The organism is Pseudonocardia xinjiangensis, from assembly GCF_012911925.1.
Lineage (GTDB): Bacteria > Actinomycetota > Actinomycetes > Mycobacteriales > Pseudonocardiaceae > Pseudonocardia > Pseudonocardia xinjiangensis.
Genome location: NZ_JAAXKY010000045.1, coordinates 31,555 through 46,267, shown reverse-complemented (window position 1 = coordinate 46,267; position 14,713 = coordinate 31,555). Strand labels below are relative to the sequence as shown.

Annotated in this window: 17 protein-coding genes; 12 read left to right on the top strand and 5 right to left on the bottom strand. The window is 72.8% G+C overall.

Features of this window, described 5'->3' with window-relative positions; genetic code table 11:
- The first annotated feature begins 129 nt into the window (after window positions 1-129).
- A complete protein-coding gene (locus HF577_RS15695; protein WP_312859157.1) occupies window positions 130-438 on the top strand; it encodes an FKBP-type peptidyl-prolyl cis-trans isomerase in 309 nt (102 codons plus the stop codon).
- 6 nt (window positions 439-444) lie between these two features.
- Here HF577_RS15695 and HF577_RS15690 read toward each other — a convergent pair whose 3' ends face one another.
- On the bottom strand, window positions 445-1,626 hold the full coding sequence (locus HF577_RS15690; RefSeq protein ID WP_169396595.1) for an LCP family protein: 1,182 nt from the start codon (window positions 1,624-1,626) through the stop codon (window positions 445-447).
- A 141-nt stretch (window positions 1,627-1,767) separates the two neighbouring features.
- Window positions 1,768-2,601 carry an SDR family NAD(P)-dependent oxidoreductase gene (locus HF577_RS15685; protein ID WP_169396594.1) on the bottom strand — a complete coding sequence of 278 codons (834 nt, stop codon included), beginning with the start codon at window positions 2,599-2,601 and terminating at the stop codon, window positions 1,768-1,770.
- Window positions 2,602-2,684: 83 nt separating this feature from the next.
- Between HF577_RS15685 and HF577_RS15680 the strand changes: the two genes are divergently transcribed.
- Both HF577_RS15680 and HF577_RS15675 read left to right on the top strand, forming a co-directional pair.
- A complete protein-coding gene (locus HF577_RS15680) occupies window positions 2,685-3,308 on the top strand; it encodes a TetR/AcrR family transcriptional regulator (protein WP_169396593.1) in 624 nt (207 codons plus the stop codon).
- Between the two features lie 92 nt (window positions 3,309-3,400).
- Window positions 3,401-4,096 (top strand): nitroreductase family protein, encoded by a 696-nt coding sequence (locus HF577_RS15675; protein WP_169396592.1) that lies wholly within the window; start codon window positions 3,401-3,403, stop codon window positions 4,094-4,096.
- 15 nt (window positions 4,097-4,111) lie between these two features.
- Here the strand turns inward: HF577_RS15675 and HF577_RS15670 are convergent, their stop codons facing one another.
- On the bottom strand, window positions 4,112-4,474 hold the full coding sequence (locus HF577_RS15670) for a DNA polymerase ligase N-terminal domain-containing protein (RefSeq protein WP_312859156.1): 363 nt from the start codon (window positions 4,472-4,474) through the stop codon (window positions 4,112-4,114).
- The gene (locus HF577_RS15665) at window positions 4,471-5,259 is read right to left on the bottom strand and encodes an SDR family NAD(P)-dependent oxidoreductase (RefSeq protein WP_169396590.1); all 789 of its coding nucleotides are present in this window, start codon (window positions 5,257-5,259) and stop codon (window positions 4,471-4,473) included. Before HF577_RS15665 ends, HF577_RS15670 begins: the two co-directional genes overlap by 4 nt.
- Window positions 5,260-5,927: 668 nt before the next feature.
- Between HF577_RS15665 and HF577_RS15660 the strand changes: the two genes are divergently transcribed.
- Window positions 5,928-7,208: a transcriptional regulator gene (locus HF577_RS15660; protein WP_169396589.1), complete on the top strand. Its 1,281-nt coding sequence runs from the start codon at window positions 5,928-5,930 to the stop codon at window positions 7,206-7,208.
- 64 nt (window positions 7,209-7,272) lie between these two features.
- Here HF577_RS15660 and HF577_RS15655 read toward each other — a convergent pair whose 3' ends face one another.
- A complete protein-coding gene (locus HF577_RS15655) occupies window positions 7,273-7,947 on the bottom strand; it encodes an MBL fold metallo-hydrolase (protein WP_169396588.1) in 675 nt (224 codons plus the stop codon).
- 180 nt (window positions 7,948-8,127) lie between these two features.
- Here HF577_RS15655 and HF577_RS15650 point away from each other — a divergent pair, with 180 nt between their 5' ends.
- The 8 genes from HF577_RS15650 (at window position 8,128) to HF577_RS15615 (ending at window position 14,693) form a co-directional block, all read left to right on the top strand.
- Window positions 8,128-9,354 (top strand): ABC transporter substrate-binding protein, encoded by a 1,227-nt coding sequence (locus HF577_RS15650; protein ID WP_169396587.1) that lies wholly within the window; start codon window positions 8,128-8,130, stop codon window positions 9,352-9,354.
- A complete protein-coding gene (locus HF577_RS15645) occupies window positions 9,354-10,217 on the top strand; it encodes a branched-chain amino acid ABC transporter permease (RefSeq protein WP_169396586.1) in 864 nt (287 codons plus the stop codon). Before HF577_RS15650 ends, HF577_RS15645 begins: the two co-directional genes overlap by 1 nt.
- On the top strand, window positions 10,214-11,206 hold the full coding sequence (locus tag HF577_RS15640) for a branched-chain amino acid ABC transporter permease (RefSeq protein WP_169396585.1): 993 nt from the start codon (window positions 10,214-10,216) through the stop codon (window positions 11,204-11,206). Before HF577_RS15645 ends, HF577_RS15640 begins: the two co-directional genes overlap by 4 nt.
- The gene (locus HF577_RS15635) at window positions 11,203-11,961 is read left to right on the top strand and encodes an ABC transporter ATP-binding protein (protein WP_211174334.1); all 759 of its coding nucleotides are present in this window, start codon (window positions 11,203-11,205) and stop codon (window positions 11,959-11,961) included. The genes HF577_RS15640 and HF577_RS15635 overlap by 4 nt, the downstream gene beginning before the upstream one ends.
- Window positions 11,958-12,662 (top strand): ABC transporter ATP-binding protein, encoded by a 705-nt coding sequence (locus tag HF577_RS15630; protein WP_169396584.1) that lies wholly within the window; start codon window positions 11,958-11,960, stop codon window positions 12,660-12,662. The genes HF577_RS15635 and HF577_RS15630 overlap by 4 nt, the downstream gene beginning before the upstream one ends.
- Window positions 12,663-12,752: 90 nt before the next feature.
- Window positions 12,753-14,003 carry a sulfite oxidase gene (locus HF577_RS15625; protein ID WP_246266413.1) on the top strand — a complete coding sequence of 417 codons (1,251 nt, stop codon included), beginning with the start codon at window positions 12,753-12,755 and terminating at the stop codon, window positions 14,001-14,003.
- A complete protein-coding gene (locus HF577_RS15620; protein WP_169396598.1) occupies window positions 13,996-14,370 on the top strand; it encodes a YidH family protein in 375 nt (124 codons plus the stop codon). Before HF577_RS15625 ends, HF577_RS15620 begins: the two co-directional genes overlap by 8 nt.
- Complete coding sequence (locus tag HF577_RS15615; RefSeq protein ID WP_169396583.1) at window positions 14,367-14,693, top strand: DUF202 domain-containing protein; 327 nt, start codon at window positions 14,367-14,369, stop codon at window positions 14,691-14,693. Before HF577_RS15620 ends, HF577_RS15615 begins: the two co-directional genes overlap by 4 nt.
- The last annotated feature ends 20 nt before the right edge of the window (window positions 14,694-14,713 follow it).

Sequence of the window (14,713 nt, the reverse complement as noted above, 5' to 3'; positions counted from 1 at the left end):
TAGCCGTCCACGGCGACCTGGACCTGGCCGGCCGCGACATCGTCGGTCCCGCCCCTCACCGGCAACCCGACGGACCTGACGGCGCCGAGCCAGGCACAGGCCGGCACGGGGCAGCCACCGACGAAGCTCGTGACCCAGGACATCGTGATCGGCACCGGTAAGAAGGCCGTCCCGACCGACACCGTCGACGTCCAGTACAGCGGCACCCTCTACTCCGACGGCTCGCTGTTCGACAGCTCGTGGCAGCGCGGCGAGCCCGCCAGCTTCCCGTTGGACGGGGTGGTGCCCGGGTTCGCGCAGGGCATCGAGGGCATGCAGGTCGGCGGCCGCCGCGTGATCGTCATCCCGCCCGACCTGGGCTACGGCAACCGCGCGAACGGTCCGATCCCCGCCGGCTCCACGCTGGTCTTCGTGGTGGATCTCGTCGGCATCTCCTGACGCCGGTCAGTTCACGCAGGGAACGCCGCCCGCCGTGATGACGCGCGGCGTGGCGGCGGTGGACCTCGACGAGCGGCCCGACCCGGCAGGCTGCACGGGCGGTGCGGCCGCAGTCTCCGAGGGGGAGGCGGCGCGGGGTTCGTGGCCGGACACCACGGACCTCACGAAGGCGCGCACCGCGCTCTGGTCGATCTGGACCGCGATGCCGTCGTAGGGCGTGCGCAGGTCGGTGCGGCCGGTGGGGATCGTCTGGAAGCGGAGGTCGCTGCCGGAGAGACCCGCGAACTGGCTGAGCGCCTGCTCGATGTTCCAGCCGCTGTCGAGCACGACGTTGCGGTCGACCACTCCGACGAGCCGGGCGAGCCGCACCGGGTTGGTGAACGTCCCGGTGGAGATCAGCTGCTTCGTCAGCCCCGCCGCGAAGGCCTGCTGGCGCGCGATGCGGTCGAGGTCGCCGTTCGGCAGGCCGTGACGCTGGCGGACGAAGGCGAGCGCGGCCGGCCCGTCGACCGTCTGCGGTCCGGCCGGGAGGTCGATGCCGGAGTAGGAGTCGTGCACGGGTTCGTTCAGGCAGATGGGCACGCCGCCGAGCGCCTCGGTGAGCTCGACGAACCCGACGAAGTTGATCTCGGCGTAGTGGTCGATCTGCACGCCGGTGAGCTGCTCGACGGTGGCCACGAGTGTGGCGCGCCCCGCCTCGCGCCCGCGCCGGTCGAGCTCGGGGCCGGTGATGCCCTGCGCGGTGAGCGTGTTCTCGGCGCTCGTCAGCCCGAGCTCGTACGCCGAGTTGATCTTGTGGGTGCCGCGGCCGCCCGCGATGGGGACGTACGAGTCGCGCGGTATCGAGATCGCCTCGGCGGGCTGGCCGGGATCGGCGGGGACGTGCAGCAGGATGATCGTGTCGGTGTTCAGCTGGCCGCCGTCCGGGCCGACGTGCAGGGCGTTGAACAGCTCGGGGGGCAGCGGGTTGCCCGCGGAGTCGGTGCGGGCGTCGAGACCCACCAGCAGGGCGTTGTACGCCTGGCCCTGGGGTGTGGGGACGGCGTGGGGGATGGCCGCCGTGCTGGTGAAGCTGGTGTCGAGGCTCCGCTGCAGCGACCAGGCGAGGCCTGCCACGGCGAACGCGACGACCGCAGCCAGCGCCACCACGGTGCGCACGACGACGCGCACGGTCCGTCTCGCGTTCATTGTTCTCCGGTCGCCCGCGCCAGTGCCGTTGCCGCGCCGCGACAGCCTGGAGAGTCATGGCCGCGGTCGCGACCCTGAATCCACGATAACCGCGCATGTAGACCGGGCGACTGAAAGGTGGCTGAGAGGTGATCTTCCTGGTCAGTCGACCGCGGCCAGCAGGTCGAGAGTCAGCCGTTCCAGCCTCTCGGCGTCCGCCGCATCGAACGTCCGCAGGGCCGGGTCGATGCGCCGGTTGTCGCGGCCCCGGCGCCGCCACGCGCTGAAGCCGGGCTCCGGCGGCGCGTCGAGAAGAGCGCCGATCGCCGCGGCGGCCTGGTCCGGAGGGGCGGCGAGAGCGGCGGCGGCGAGCTCCGCGAGCGCCCGCCACGGCTGCCTCATCCCCACGTACGGCCGGGTGTCGACGAATCCGGGGTTGTAGACCACGTAGCGGGTGCGGCCGCCCTGGCGGGCGAGCGCCGGGCCGAGGAGATCGTTGGCCCGGCCGGCCTGCAGCTGTGCCCGCAGGCCCGACCAGCGCCGCGTCAGCTGGGGGTCGTCCCACTGCACGCCGCCCTGGGTGATGCCCGGACCGGAGAGGTTCAGCACCACCGGCTGCGGCGTCCGTTCGAGCTGGGTGCGCAGCTCACGGGCGAGCACGGCACGGCTCAGGTAGTACAGCGCCAGTACCGACTCAAACCCGTCCTCGGTGACGGCCCGCCGCGGGGTGAGGTCGTTCGCGCCGAGCACCAGCGCATCGACGCCGGGGTGACCGGCGGCCACCGCGACGATCGCGGCGCGCATTCCGGAGAGCGTGGACAGGTCGGCCGCGATGAACCGGGCCCGCTCGCCGTGCTCGGCCGACTCGCGCAGGAACCGCTCCCCGTTCGCGGCCGAGCGCGCCACCGTCACCACGGTGTCGCCCTGCGCCAGGCGCCGGTGGGCCAGCGCGCGGCCGATGCCGCGCGTGCCGCCGGTGATCACGATGGTCGCCACGAACCCTCCTTGTCATCAGCTGGTGACTTCGAAGGTAGGGCGGCGCCGATAGGATGTCAACGCTTGATGACTTGGAGGACCGCATGACGGACCCGCCCCGGCGCCGTGATCGCGCCGCCACCCACGCCGCGTTGCTGGAGGCGGCGCAGCGCCGGTTCGCGAGCGAGGGATACGACGCCGTGAGCGTCCGTGACGTGGCCGCGGACGCGGGGGTCGACGCCGCGCTGGTCTTCCGCTACTTCGGGTCCAAGGCCGGCCTGTTCCGCGCCGCCACCAGTCCCCTCCCTGCGCCCGCGGACCTTGCCGACGGGTCGGCCGAGGCCCTGCCCGGGCGGCTGCTGCGCGCCGTCGTCCCCGACGCCGGTCAACCGGTGGGGGAGGAGCAGTTGCTGGCGCTGCTGCGCTCGTCCGGCCATGCGGAGGCGCGCGCGCAGCTGCACCGGCAGATGTGCGACGGCTACGTGGCCGCCCTCGCGGAGCTGGCGGAGGAACCCGGGCGCGACCTCCGGGCCGAGCTGGTCGGTGCGTTGCTTCTCGGCATCTCGCTGCAGCGTTCGGTGGTGGGCACGCCCGCGCTGGCCGCGGCCTCGGCCGCGGAGATCGAGCCGCTGTTCGACGCGGCGGTCACCGCCCTGCTGGGGTCGACCGGGCACGGAAAACGCGCTGATTCTCCGGATTCCCCGGAGAATCAGGGTGCCGGGCAATAGCGTGTCGGCGCCGCCACAGGAAATCGATCACCCTGGCGTAGGTCCCTATTCTTCGTTGTCCTGGCAACGAGTCGGTGCAGAGCGGAGAGACGATGACTGCGGCCGTGTGGGAACCGATGAACGGGCGTGACTATCGGGGGACGCCGTACCGGCCTCCGCGGATACCGGACGATGTCGGCGTGGCCACCGCCTCGGAGCTGCGCAGACGCATGGACGAACGGCGCACGGTGCGGAGTTTCTCCCCCGAACCGGTGCCGGAGCAGATCGTCCGTGACGCCATCGCGGTGGCGGCCACCGCTCCCTCGGGTGCGCACCAGCAGCCCTGGACCTACGTCCTCGTGAAGGACCCCGACGTCCGGCGGCGCATCCGGGAGGCGGCCGAGGAGGAGGAGCGCCGGTCCTACGCCGGTCGGCTCGGCGAGGAATGGCTCGGAGCATTGCGGCCGATCGGCACGGACGAGAACAAACCGCACATCACCGATGCGCCCTACCTGATCGTCGTGTTCCAGCAGCGCTATTACCTGAGTTCGGACGGAACGTCCCACAAGCACTACTACGTCGACGAATCCGTCGGAATCTCCGTGGGGATGCTGCTCACGGCGCTGCACCTCGCCGGGCTGGCGGCACTGACCCACACGCCCAGCCCGATGCGCTTCCTGTCCGAGGTGCTGAACCGGCCGCGCAACGAGAAGGCGTTCGCGGTGATCCCCGTCGGCCGCCCGGCCGAGCACTGCGAGGTGCCCGACCTGGTCCGCAAGTCGCTGGACCAGGTGCTGGTGGAGGTCTGAGCGCGCCCGGTGCCGCTACTGGTCCGCGAGGCGGTGCAGCAGCCAGCCCTGTGAGGTCCGGATGAGGGCGTAGCGGCGGTCGTCGTCCCTGCCGTGCAGGGTCAGGAGGATGCGGCGCTCCGACCGGTCGTGCTCCTCCCACCAGCCGATGTCGGCGATCGACTTGACCTCGTCCTCGTAGGTGAGGTGGTCGAGGTCGTGGTCGGCCACCGCGACCGCCAGCCGCTTCTCACCCGGCTCGTCGGGCAGCCCCTTCGGTACCGCCCACGAGCGCAGCACCCCGTCTTCCTCGAGGCGGAGGTCGAAGTGGTGTTGCGGACGTCGGTGTTCGTGCAGGACGAAGGCCGGCCTCTCGGCGCTGTCCACACGGTCGGTCACAGGGTGGTGACCAGCCCGCCGTCGATGACGACGTCGGTGCCGGTCACGTTGCCGGCGCGGCCGCTCGCGAGGAGCACCACGACGTCGGCCACCTCCTGCGGCCGCGTGAACCGGCCCGTGACCGCCTGGCCGGCGACCTGCTTCGCGACGTCGGCCGGATCGCCGCCGCTCTCGCGGGCGATGGTGGCGGCGACCCCCTCGGAACCGAGCCACAGTGCGGTCTCGACCGGGCCGGGGCTGACGGTGTTGACGCGCACACCGCGGGGCCCGAGCTCCTTGGACAGCGCCTTGCAGAAGTTGGTCAACGCGGCCTTGGTGGCGCTGTACTCGATGATGCCCGGATCCGGCAGGAACGCGTTGATCGAGCTGATCGTGACGATCGTCGACGGGGCCCGGTCGAGCAGGTGCGGTAGCGCCGCGCGGGTGGTGCGCACGGCCGCGAGGAAGTTGATCGTGATCGCCCGCTCCCAGTCGGCGTCGTCGAGAGCCAGGAAGCCGTCGGACCGCGGCCGCACCGCCCCGACGTTGTTGACCAGGACGTCCACCCCACCGAAGGTCCGCACCGCCTCGTCGACGAGGCGGGCCGGGCCGTCCGGGTCGGTGAGATCCACCTGGACCGCGTGCACCGGGTACCGGCCGGCGAGCTCGGTCAGCTCGGGGCTGCCACCCCGGGCCCCCGCGACGACGCTCGCGCCCTCGGCCGCCAGTGACCGGACGATCTCGAGGCCGATCCCCTTGCTGGCGCCGGTGACGACGGCGACCTTGCCGACCAGATCCAGATCCATGACGGTCTCCTCGTGCGTGATCAGTGGAACTCGGCGTGTTCGGCGCTGCGCCTGACGGCATCGGCAGGGTCACGCTGACCGGCAGCGGGCAGGCTCGCGCACGGACCGGCGGTGGGATCACCCGGCCGGGAGCACGTCGTGCTCGCGCGTGGTCCTGCTGTCGGGTGACTACGGCTGTGGACGTTACCGAGGCGGCGGCTTGCTCGGCAGAGCCACTCCGGTCGGCGTGCACCTGCGGGCCCGACCATCACGACTGCACAGCGGAGGAGGTGGGATGACCGACGAACTGCCGCCGGTACGCGAGGCGGCTCACGTCGGGTGCCTTCACGATCGGGCGGCGAGCCGTGCACGTGCTCTCTGCGCGAGTAACCGCAGCCTGCACGGGTGGACAGCGCGTCCGGCCTGCGGTCCGGCGGAGCACACGCGGCAGTGCCCGGTCCGGTCGTCGGTGTGTAGCCGCAGCAGTGCGTCCGCCACCCCGAACGTGACCATGAACCGAACGATCTCGTCGTCGGGCTCAGCCACGATGCTGTCTCCCGCCGACGTGCGGGTGTGGGTCGCGGTCGTGCATGACCGGGGCGAGAAGGGCAGTCATGTCCGCTACGTTCGTGTTGCCCGGTTCGGACGGGCAGGGATGATCGAGGGCATCCCGTGGGGATGGGGGACCTGTGCCGCCGAACGACCAGCTCCGCGCTGCGCGAGCGGCGCACCCGTCGGTGCGCGCCCCGGGCCGCGGCCTCAGCCGCGCCGAGCTGGCCGAGATGGTCGCCGCCGAGGTCTTCCGGTCTACCGCCCGTGAGGTGCCGATCGACGCGCACTACATCGCCAAGCTGGAGCGCGGCGTGATCCGGTGGCCGTGTACGGAGTACCGCGAGGCCCTGCGTGCGGTGCTGAGCGCCACCGACGATGCCGCGCTGGGCTTCCGGCCGCCCGATCACGGGGGCCATGCGGTGGCGCCCCTGCCGCCGGCGTACCCGTCGGACGGGCTCGTGGAGCTGGCCGCGCGCGCCGAGGTGACCGACGTCGGCGGCGCAGCCGTCGAGGCGTTGGAGGAGGTCACGGACCTGCTCGCCCGGGCGTATGCGACCTCGCCGCCGGATGTGGTGCTGGCCCAGGTGCGCCGCCGCGCCGCCGAGGTGTCGACTCTGCTGGACCAGCGCGCCACGCTCACACAACGCCGCCGCCTGCTGGTGACCGGCGGGTGGCTGGCATTGCTGGGCGCCACCGTGCTCGTCGACCTCGGCGACCGGCACGCCGCGGCCACTGCCCGCGCGGCAGCCGCGTCACTGGGCCGCGAAGCCGAGCACATCGAGATGACCGCCTGGGCGGTCGAGATCGCGACGTGGACGGCGCTGATCGACCAGGACTGGCACCGCGCGGCCCGGCTGGCCGCCGACGGCGAGGCGCTGGCCCCTGCGGGCACCTCGGCGGCCGTGCAGCTCGCCGCGCAGCACGCGCGCGCGGCGGCCAGGCTGGGGGACGGCGCGACGGTGCGCGCCCGGCTGGCTCGCGCGGAAGCCGGAGTGGATCGCCAGTCCGGTGGGCGCCCTCGCGATCACCATTTCGTCTTCGACGGGCGCAAGCTCGACGGCTACACCGCCACCTCACTGGCGTGGCTCGGCGACCCGGCCGGGGAGCGAGTGGCCCGCGAGGTGGCCGAGCGGTACGCGCCCGGCCCGGCCCGGCGGCTGGCCACCGCGCGGATCGACCTCGGGTTGATCCTGGCCCGCAACGGACGTCCGGACGAGGCCGCCCACCTCGGGGTGCTGGCGGCGGACTCCGGCCGGTTGGTCGCGTCGAACACCTGGCGGGTGACGGAGCTGGATGACCTGCTGGCTCCCCGCCGCGACATCGCCGAGGTTGCAGAGCTGCACGAGCGTTGCGGAGACGGCCGTCCGAGCGCGCGAGATCGACCTGGTGGGGGTGGGGCGGGCTCGAAAACCCTCTGATGTCGATCTCGCCGGGTCAGAGGCTGTCCGGCCTCACGCCGTCCTCTGCGCGGCAGCCGTCCGGCTACCAGCCGCGGGAGCGCCACTCCGGCAGCGACGGGCGCTCCTTGCCGAGGGTGGTGTCGTCGCCGTGGCCCGGGTACACCCAGGTCTCGTCGGGCAGGGAGCCGAACACCCGCTCCTCCAGGTCACCGATGAGCGACGCGAACTCCTCCGGGCCGGCGGTCTTGCCGGGGCCGCCCGGGAAGAGCGAGTCGCCGGTGAAGATGTGCGGGCGGTCCTCGCCGCGGTAGACGAGGGCGATCGAGCCGGGGGTGTGCCCGCGCAGGTGCACGACCTCCAGTTCAATGTCGCCGAACCGCACGGTGTCGCCCTGCTCCACGAGGTCGTCCATCGGGATCGGCAGCTCGGGGGCGTCGAGCGGGTGGGCGATCTGGCGCGTCTGGAACATCCCCGCGACGGCGCCGAGGGCCTGCCAGTGGTCGGCGTGGCGGTGGGTGGTGACGAGGTGGCGCAGCTCGGGCCGGGTGTCGGTGGCGCCGACCAGGTCGGCCAGCCGGTCCGGCTCGTTCGCCGCATCGATCAGCAGCGCCTCGTTCGTGGCCCGGCACACGAGGAGGTAGGCGTTGTTGTCCATCGGTCCGACCGAGACCTTGGTGATGCTCAGGGCGTCGAGATCGCGCCGGATCGCCGCGCCGCCGGGGTCGGTGTGACCGGAGTAGCTGTCGATGACGTCCACGACGTCAGCCTAGTGCGGTGGCCCAGGAACGTCGCCGGACCGATCGGTCGGCCACGCCCCGTCACGATTGGGTCGCGGCACCGCGCCCGGTTCATCCGAATCGTTGACATTGCGAAGACCGGCCGACAACGATCTGTCGTCTCACGCGGGTGCGGCATGGTGGACGAGGAGCAGTCTGAGATGGCGGTACACCCCACGTTCGATCGGCGACGGTTCCTCGGTCTGCTCGGTGCGGCCTCCGCCCTGCCGGTGGTGGCAGCGTGCGGAAGCAGCATCGGCGGGTCCACCGGCGCACCTGCCACCGGTGGGGGCGGCGGCACGGTGAAGGTCGGCCTCGTCGTCCCGCAGTCGGGCGTCTACGCCGCTCTCGGCACCGACATGCAGCGCGGGTGGGAGCTGTGGCTGGCCGACAACGGGCAGCGGTTCGGCGACTACACCGTCGAGACGGTGATCGCCGACGAGGGCGAGACGCCCCAGACCGGCGTGCCCGCCGTGCAGAAGGTGCTGCAGAACGGCGGCGTCGACGTGGTGGTCGGCCTGGTCAACTCGGCCACCGCGCTGGGGGTCCGCGACCTGCTCACCGAGTCGAAGAAGCTCCTGGTCGTCACGAACGCGGGGGCCGAAGCCGTCACCAGCACGTCCCGGACGCCCTACATCTGGCGCACCTCCTTCACCAACGGCCAGGTCGCGGCCGCGATGGGCACGCACCTGGCGCAGTCCGGGTTCTCCGAGGGCGTGTACGCCATCGCGCCCGACTACGCGGCGGGCACCGAGGTCATCACCGCCTTCACGAAGGCGTTCGAGAGCGGCGGCGGGCGGGTGGTCGGGTCGGCGAAGACGCCGTTCGGCACCACCTCGGACTACCAGCCGTTCCTCACCGGCATCCAGAGCTCCGGTGCGCGGGCCGCGTTCTGCTTCTACTCCGGCGCCGAGGCGATCAACTTCGTGAAGCAGTACGCGCAGTTCGGGCTGGCGTCGACGATCCCGCTGTACGGCTCCGGGTTCCTCACCGAGGGCAACGTGCTGCCGCAGCAGGGCGACGCGGCGCTCGGGGTGCAGACCACGCTGCACTACACCGACCAGCTCGACAACCCGGCCAACAAGGCGTTCGTCCAGGCCTACACGGCGAAGTACGGCGAGGCGCCCAGCTGCTTCTCCGTGCAGACGTGGGACGCCGCGAACGTGCTCGACCGGGCGCTCGCGTCGGCCACGGGGCTCGACGGCGACTCGCTGGCGACCGCACTGGGCACGGTCGGCGCGATCAACGACAGCCCGCGCGGCGCCTGGACGTTCGAGAACCAGACCCCGCGGCAGAACATCTACCTGCGCCGGGTGGACAACAGCGGGGGCGCCCTGGTCAACGCCGTCGTGCAGGACCTCGGCCCGCAGAGTCAGCCGGCGGCCTGATGCTCGTCAGTGTCCTCAACGGCTTCGCGATCGGGTTCCTGCTATTCATCCTGGCCGTGGGGCTGTCGATCGTCTTCGGGATGATGGACGTCCTGAACCTCGCCCACGGGGCCCTGTTCCTCGGGGGCGCCTACCTCGGCGCCACGTTCGCCGGCAGCTGGGGCGGTTTCCTCGCCGCGCTCGGCCTGGCGGCGGTCGGCGGCCTGGCGGCCGGGGCCCTGCTGTCGTTGATGACCGAGCCGCTGCGCAGGCGCTCGCACCTCGACCAGGCGCTGCTGACGCTGGGCGTGGCGTTCGTCGTGGCCGAGCTGCTGATCATCGCGTTCGGCGACGACCCGCTGTCGGTGTCCGCCCCGCCCGCGCTCGACGGCTCGGTGTCGGTGCTCGGCGCCACCTACCCCGCGTACCGCCTGGTGCTGATCGGCGTGGGGGCCGTGCTGGCCCTGGCCGTGTACCTGGTGGTGGAGCGGACGCGGGTGGGCGCGCTGGTGCGGGCCACCGTGGCCGACCGCGAGATGGTCGCCACCCTCGGGATCGACAACCGCCTGGTCAAGGCCGCGGTGTTCGCCGTCGGATCGTTGCTGGCCGCGACGGCCGGGGTGCTCGGCGGCCCGATCTACGGGGCGCGTCCGGGGCTGGACGCCACCGTGCTCATCCTCGCGCTGGTGGTCGTCGTGATCGGTGGGCTCGGCTCGGTGCGCGGAGCCCTCGTCGGTGCGTTGGTCATCGGGCAGGTCGACACGCTGGGCCGGGTGCTGCTTCCCGAGCTCGCCTCGTTCGTCCTGTTCGCCGCGCTCGCGCTGGTGCTCGTGCTGCGGCCACGAGGGCTCTTCGGGAGCCCGGCGTCGGTGAGCACCCGATGACGGCGGTGGACGCCCCCGCGGTGCCGGGCGGCACGGCCGCGGTCTCCCCGCGGGTGCCGCGCGGCCGCGACGGGCTCGTGGCCGCCGCCGTGCTGGTGGTGCTCGCGGCCGCACCGCTGTTCCTCGCCCCGTTCGCCACCACCACGCTCGCCCGCATCCTGGTGTTCGCGCTCTTCGCCGTGAGCCTGGACCTGCTCGTCGGCGTCACGGGCCTGCCCTCGCTGGGGCATGCCGCCTACTTCGGCTCCGGTGCGTACGCGGCGGGCTGGGTGTCGATCAACGTCACCGCCGAGGCGCCGGTGCCGCTGCTCGTGGGTGCAGCTGTCGGTGCCGTGGCGGCCGCGCTGACCGGATGGATCACCGTGCGGACCGGCGGGGTCTTCTTCCTCATGCTCACCCTCGCCATCGGGGAGACCGTGCAGCAGGTGGCCAACACCTGGGAGAGCGTCACCGGAGGTGCCAACGGGCTCACCGGCGTCCCGGCCGTCCGGGCCGGGGGAGCGCCGCTGGCGAACGCGGGATTCGTGTACTGGTACGTGCTCGCCGTGTTCGTGCTGGGCTTCGTGCTGGTGTGGCTCGTGGCGCGCTCACCGTTCGGCGCCGCCCTGCGCGGCATCCGCGACAACGAGCCGCGGATGCGCGCGATCGGCTACCCGACCGCGCTGTACAAGTACGGCGTCTTCGTGATCGCCGGCGGCGTCGCCGGGGTGGCGGGCTCGCTGCTGGTGGCCCAGCAGCGCCTGGTGACGCCGGCCGACCTCGGGTTCCTCACCGCGTCGCTGGCGCTGCTCGCCGTGATCATCGGCGGGGCGGGCTCGCTCTGGGGAGCGTGCCTCGGAGCGGCGCTGGTGATCCTCATCCGCGACGCGCTGGGCCCCGGCCTCGGTGGCCACGGCACGCTCCTGCTCGGCATCGTGTTCGTGCTGGTGGTCTACCTGCTGCCCCGCGGGGCGGCCGGCCTTCGACTGCGCCGCCGGAGCCCGTCGTGACCGCCCTGCGGTGCTCCGGGCTCAGCCGGTCGTTCGGCGCTCTGGCGGCCGTCGACGGCGTCGACCTCGCGGTGGCCCCCGGCGCCCGGCATGCCCTGATCGGACCCAACGGCGCGGGGAAGTCGACGCTGTTCAGGCTGGTCAGCGGCACCATGCGGGCCGACGCGGGCCGGGTCGAGCTGGCGGGCCGGGACGTCACCGGGCTGTCGGAGGTGAAGCGCTGCCGGCTCGGGATGAGCCAGACGATGCAGCACGCCAGCCTCTTCGCCTCGATGACGGCGGCCGAGACGGTCGCGCTGGCCGCGGCGCGCCACGAGAACGGGCCGATCTCGCTGCTCCCGCGCCGGCAGCCCCGGGTGGCCGCCCGGGCGGAGGAGCTGCTGTCCGACGTGGGACTCGCCGGTCGTGGCGGCGTCGCCGTCCCGGCCCTGTCGCACGGCGAGCGCAAGCAGCTGGAGGTGGCACTGGCGCTGGCCTGCCGCCCGTCGCTGCTGCTGCTCGACGAGCCCGCCGCCGGGATGTCGCCCGCGGAGAGCGCGCGGCTGGTCGAGCTGCTGCGCGGGTTGCCGCCGGAGATCACGGTGCTCTTCGTTGAGCACGACCTCGACCTGGTGTTCTCGCTGGCCGACGCGGTGACGGTGCTGCACCTGGGGCGCGTGCTGTGCTCGGGTACGCCCGACGAGGTCCGGGCGAGCGAGGCGGTGCGGGCGGCCTACCTGGGCACCGGGCGGCGCGAGGAGCTGTTCCTGTCATGAGCTTTCTCGAGGTGAGTGGCCTCGTCTCCGGGTACGACCGCGGCACCGTGCTGCACGGCCTCGACCTCGATCTGGACGCGGGCGCCGTGCTGGGCCTGCTGGGCCGCAACGGTGTCGGCAAGTCCACGCTGATCATGACCCTCGCCGGGCTCGTGCCGGTGTCGTCGGGGTCGATCCGCCTCCACGACGTGGAGCTCGCCGGGAAACGCCCGGACCAGATCGCGCGGGCCGGGGTGGCGCTCGTACCGCAGGGCCGCAGGGTCTGGGCCACGGTGACGGTGGCCGAGCACCTCGCCCTGTCGTCGTCCCGGTCCCGGGGCGGCACCTGGACCGTCGACTCCGTGCTCGACCTGCTGCCCCGGCTCGCCGAGCGCCGCCGCCACTACGCCGGGCAGCTCTCCGGCGGCGAGCAGCAGATGCTCGCCGTGGCGAGGGCGCTGCTCACCAACCCGCGGCTGGTGCTCCTGGACGAGCCGTCCGACGGCCTCGCCCCCGCGATCGTCGACCAGATCGCGGGCGTGGTCACCACCATGCGTGCCGAGGGCGTGACCGTCGTGCTCGTGGAGCAGGACCTGCACCTGGCCTTCGGCGTGGCCGACGAGATCGCGGTGATGGAGAAGGGCGCGCTGGTGCACCGCGCGCCGACCGCACAGTTCCGCCGCGACCCCGACACCGCGCACCGCCTCCTCGGCGTCGCCTGATCCGGCTCGGGGAGTCCTGTGATGCCGGGCGCATTCCGTGCCGCCCGGTCACGAAAGCCCGAGGTGGCAGGCCGGTCATAACCTCGCCCTATGAGGTCCCTGGCCCGTTTCGCCTACCGGGCCGCTGCGGGCGGAGACACCCTCGAGTTCGAGATCAGGCATGGGCCGATGGCCCGGAACTCGAACGGACGGGGCGAGAACGTGACACGCAGCGAGCGGAACATGGTGGTGCACGAGCAGGAGCCCTACAACGCGGAACCCACACGATCGGCTCTCGCGGAGAACGTCGTGACCCCCGTCGGCGTCTTCTACGGCCGCAACCACGGCACGATGCCCGACATGGACCCGGACCGGTGGCGGCTGCAGGTTGACGGCATGGTCGACCGGCCGATGGAGCTGTCGCTGGCCGACCTGAAGGACCGGTTCCCCCACCGGGAGGTCGTCGCCACGCTGCAGTGCGCGGGCAACCGGCGAGCCGGGCTGATGGCCGTCCGCGACATCCCCCATCAGCACCCGTGGGGTCCGGGAGCCACCTCGACCGCCCGCTGGGGCGGGGTGAGCCTGGCCGACGTCCTCGCCCACTGCGGGCTGAGCCCGGACGCCACCGACATCGAGTTCGCCGCCCCGGACGTGGCGGCCGAGGCGGTGCCGCCGCAGCCGTACGGGGGTTCGATCAGCGCCGCGAAGGCCACCGCGGCCGAGACGATGCTGGTCTGGGAGATGAACGGCGAGCCGCTCACGCAGGCCCACGGTGGTCCGGTGCGGGTCGTCGTGCCCGGGCACATCGGTGCGCGCAGCGTGAAGTGGCTGCAGCGCATCACCGCACAGAACCGCCCCTCCGACAACTTCTTCCAGGCCACGGCCTACCGGCTGCTGCCCGCCGACACCGACCTCGACCGGGCCCAGGTCGGTGACGGGTTCCCGCTCACCTCGGTGGCGCTGAACTCCGCCATCCTCCGGCCCGACGACCACGCCGTCGTGCCCGGCGGGCCCACGACCGTCACGGGGTACGCCTTCGCGGGCGACGACCGGGGCATCGCCCGCGTCGACGTCTCCGTGGACGGGGGCCGCAGCTGGACGCAGGCCGAGCTGGGGGAGGACCTCGGTCCCTGGGCCTGGCGGTTCTGGAACGCCACGGTCGACCTGCCGCCCGGCGAGGTGACGATCACCGCCCGGGCCTGGGACACGACCGCGGCACTGCAGCCCGAACACGCCGAGAGCGTGTGGAACCCGAAGGGCTACATCAACAACGCCTGGCCGTCGGTCACGGTCACCGCGCGCGACGCCGTACGCGCGCCGCTTCAGGAGCCCGTCGCGACGTCAGGGGGCCGCCATCGCTGACGACGACAGCGTCCCCGACAGCGTCCCCGAGCACGAGCCGGACTACCGGTTCACCCTCGCCAACGAGCGGACCTTCCTCGCCTGGATCCGCTCGGCACTGTCCTTGCTGGCGGCCGGGATCGCGGTGGTGCAACTGGTCCCCGCCTTCCCGTTGCCGGGGATCCGCACGGTCACCGGTGGGCTCCTCGTCGTACTCGCCGTGCTGTGCGCCGCGAACGGCGTGCTGCGCTGGCAGCGGGTGGAGCGTGCGATGCGCCGCGACCAGGCCCTGCCACGGCAGCGCGTTCCGTGGCTGCTCGCCGTCGGCCTCGTCCTGCTCGCGCTAGTGGGCCTGTTCCTCGTGGTCTTCAAGGGTGTGGAGGGATGACGGGGCCGGCGGGCGGCCCGCCGCCCGGGCTGCAGGCGGAGCGGACGGAGCTCGCCTGGAGCCGCACGTCCCTCGGGGTGCTGGCCAACGGCCTGCTCCTGTCCGTGCGCGTGTTCACCGAGGCCGGGCCCGGAGCCGCGGCGGCCCCCATCGCGCTGGCCGTGGTCATCGCCGTGGCGACGGTCGTGGTGGGACGGGTCCGGGCCAACGCCCTGCGCCGCTCCCCGCTGCCCGTCCACCTGGCGCCCACCCGCGCCGTCCCCATCATCGGCTGGTCCGTGGTGGCCCTGGCGACGCTGACAGGCGCCGCCCTCCTGCTCTAGGAAGTTCAGGAAAGCCACTT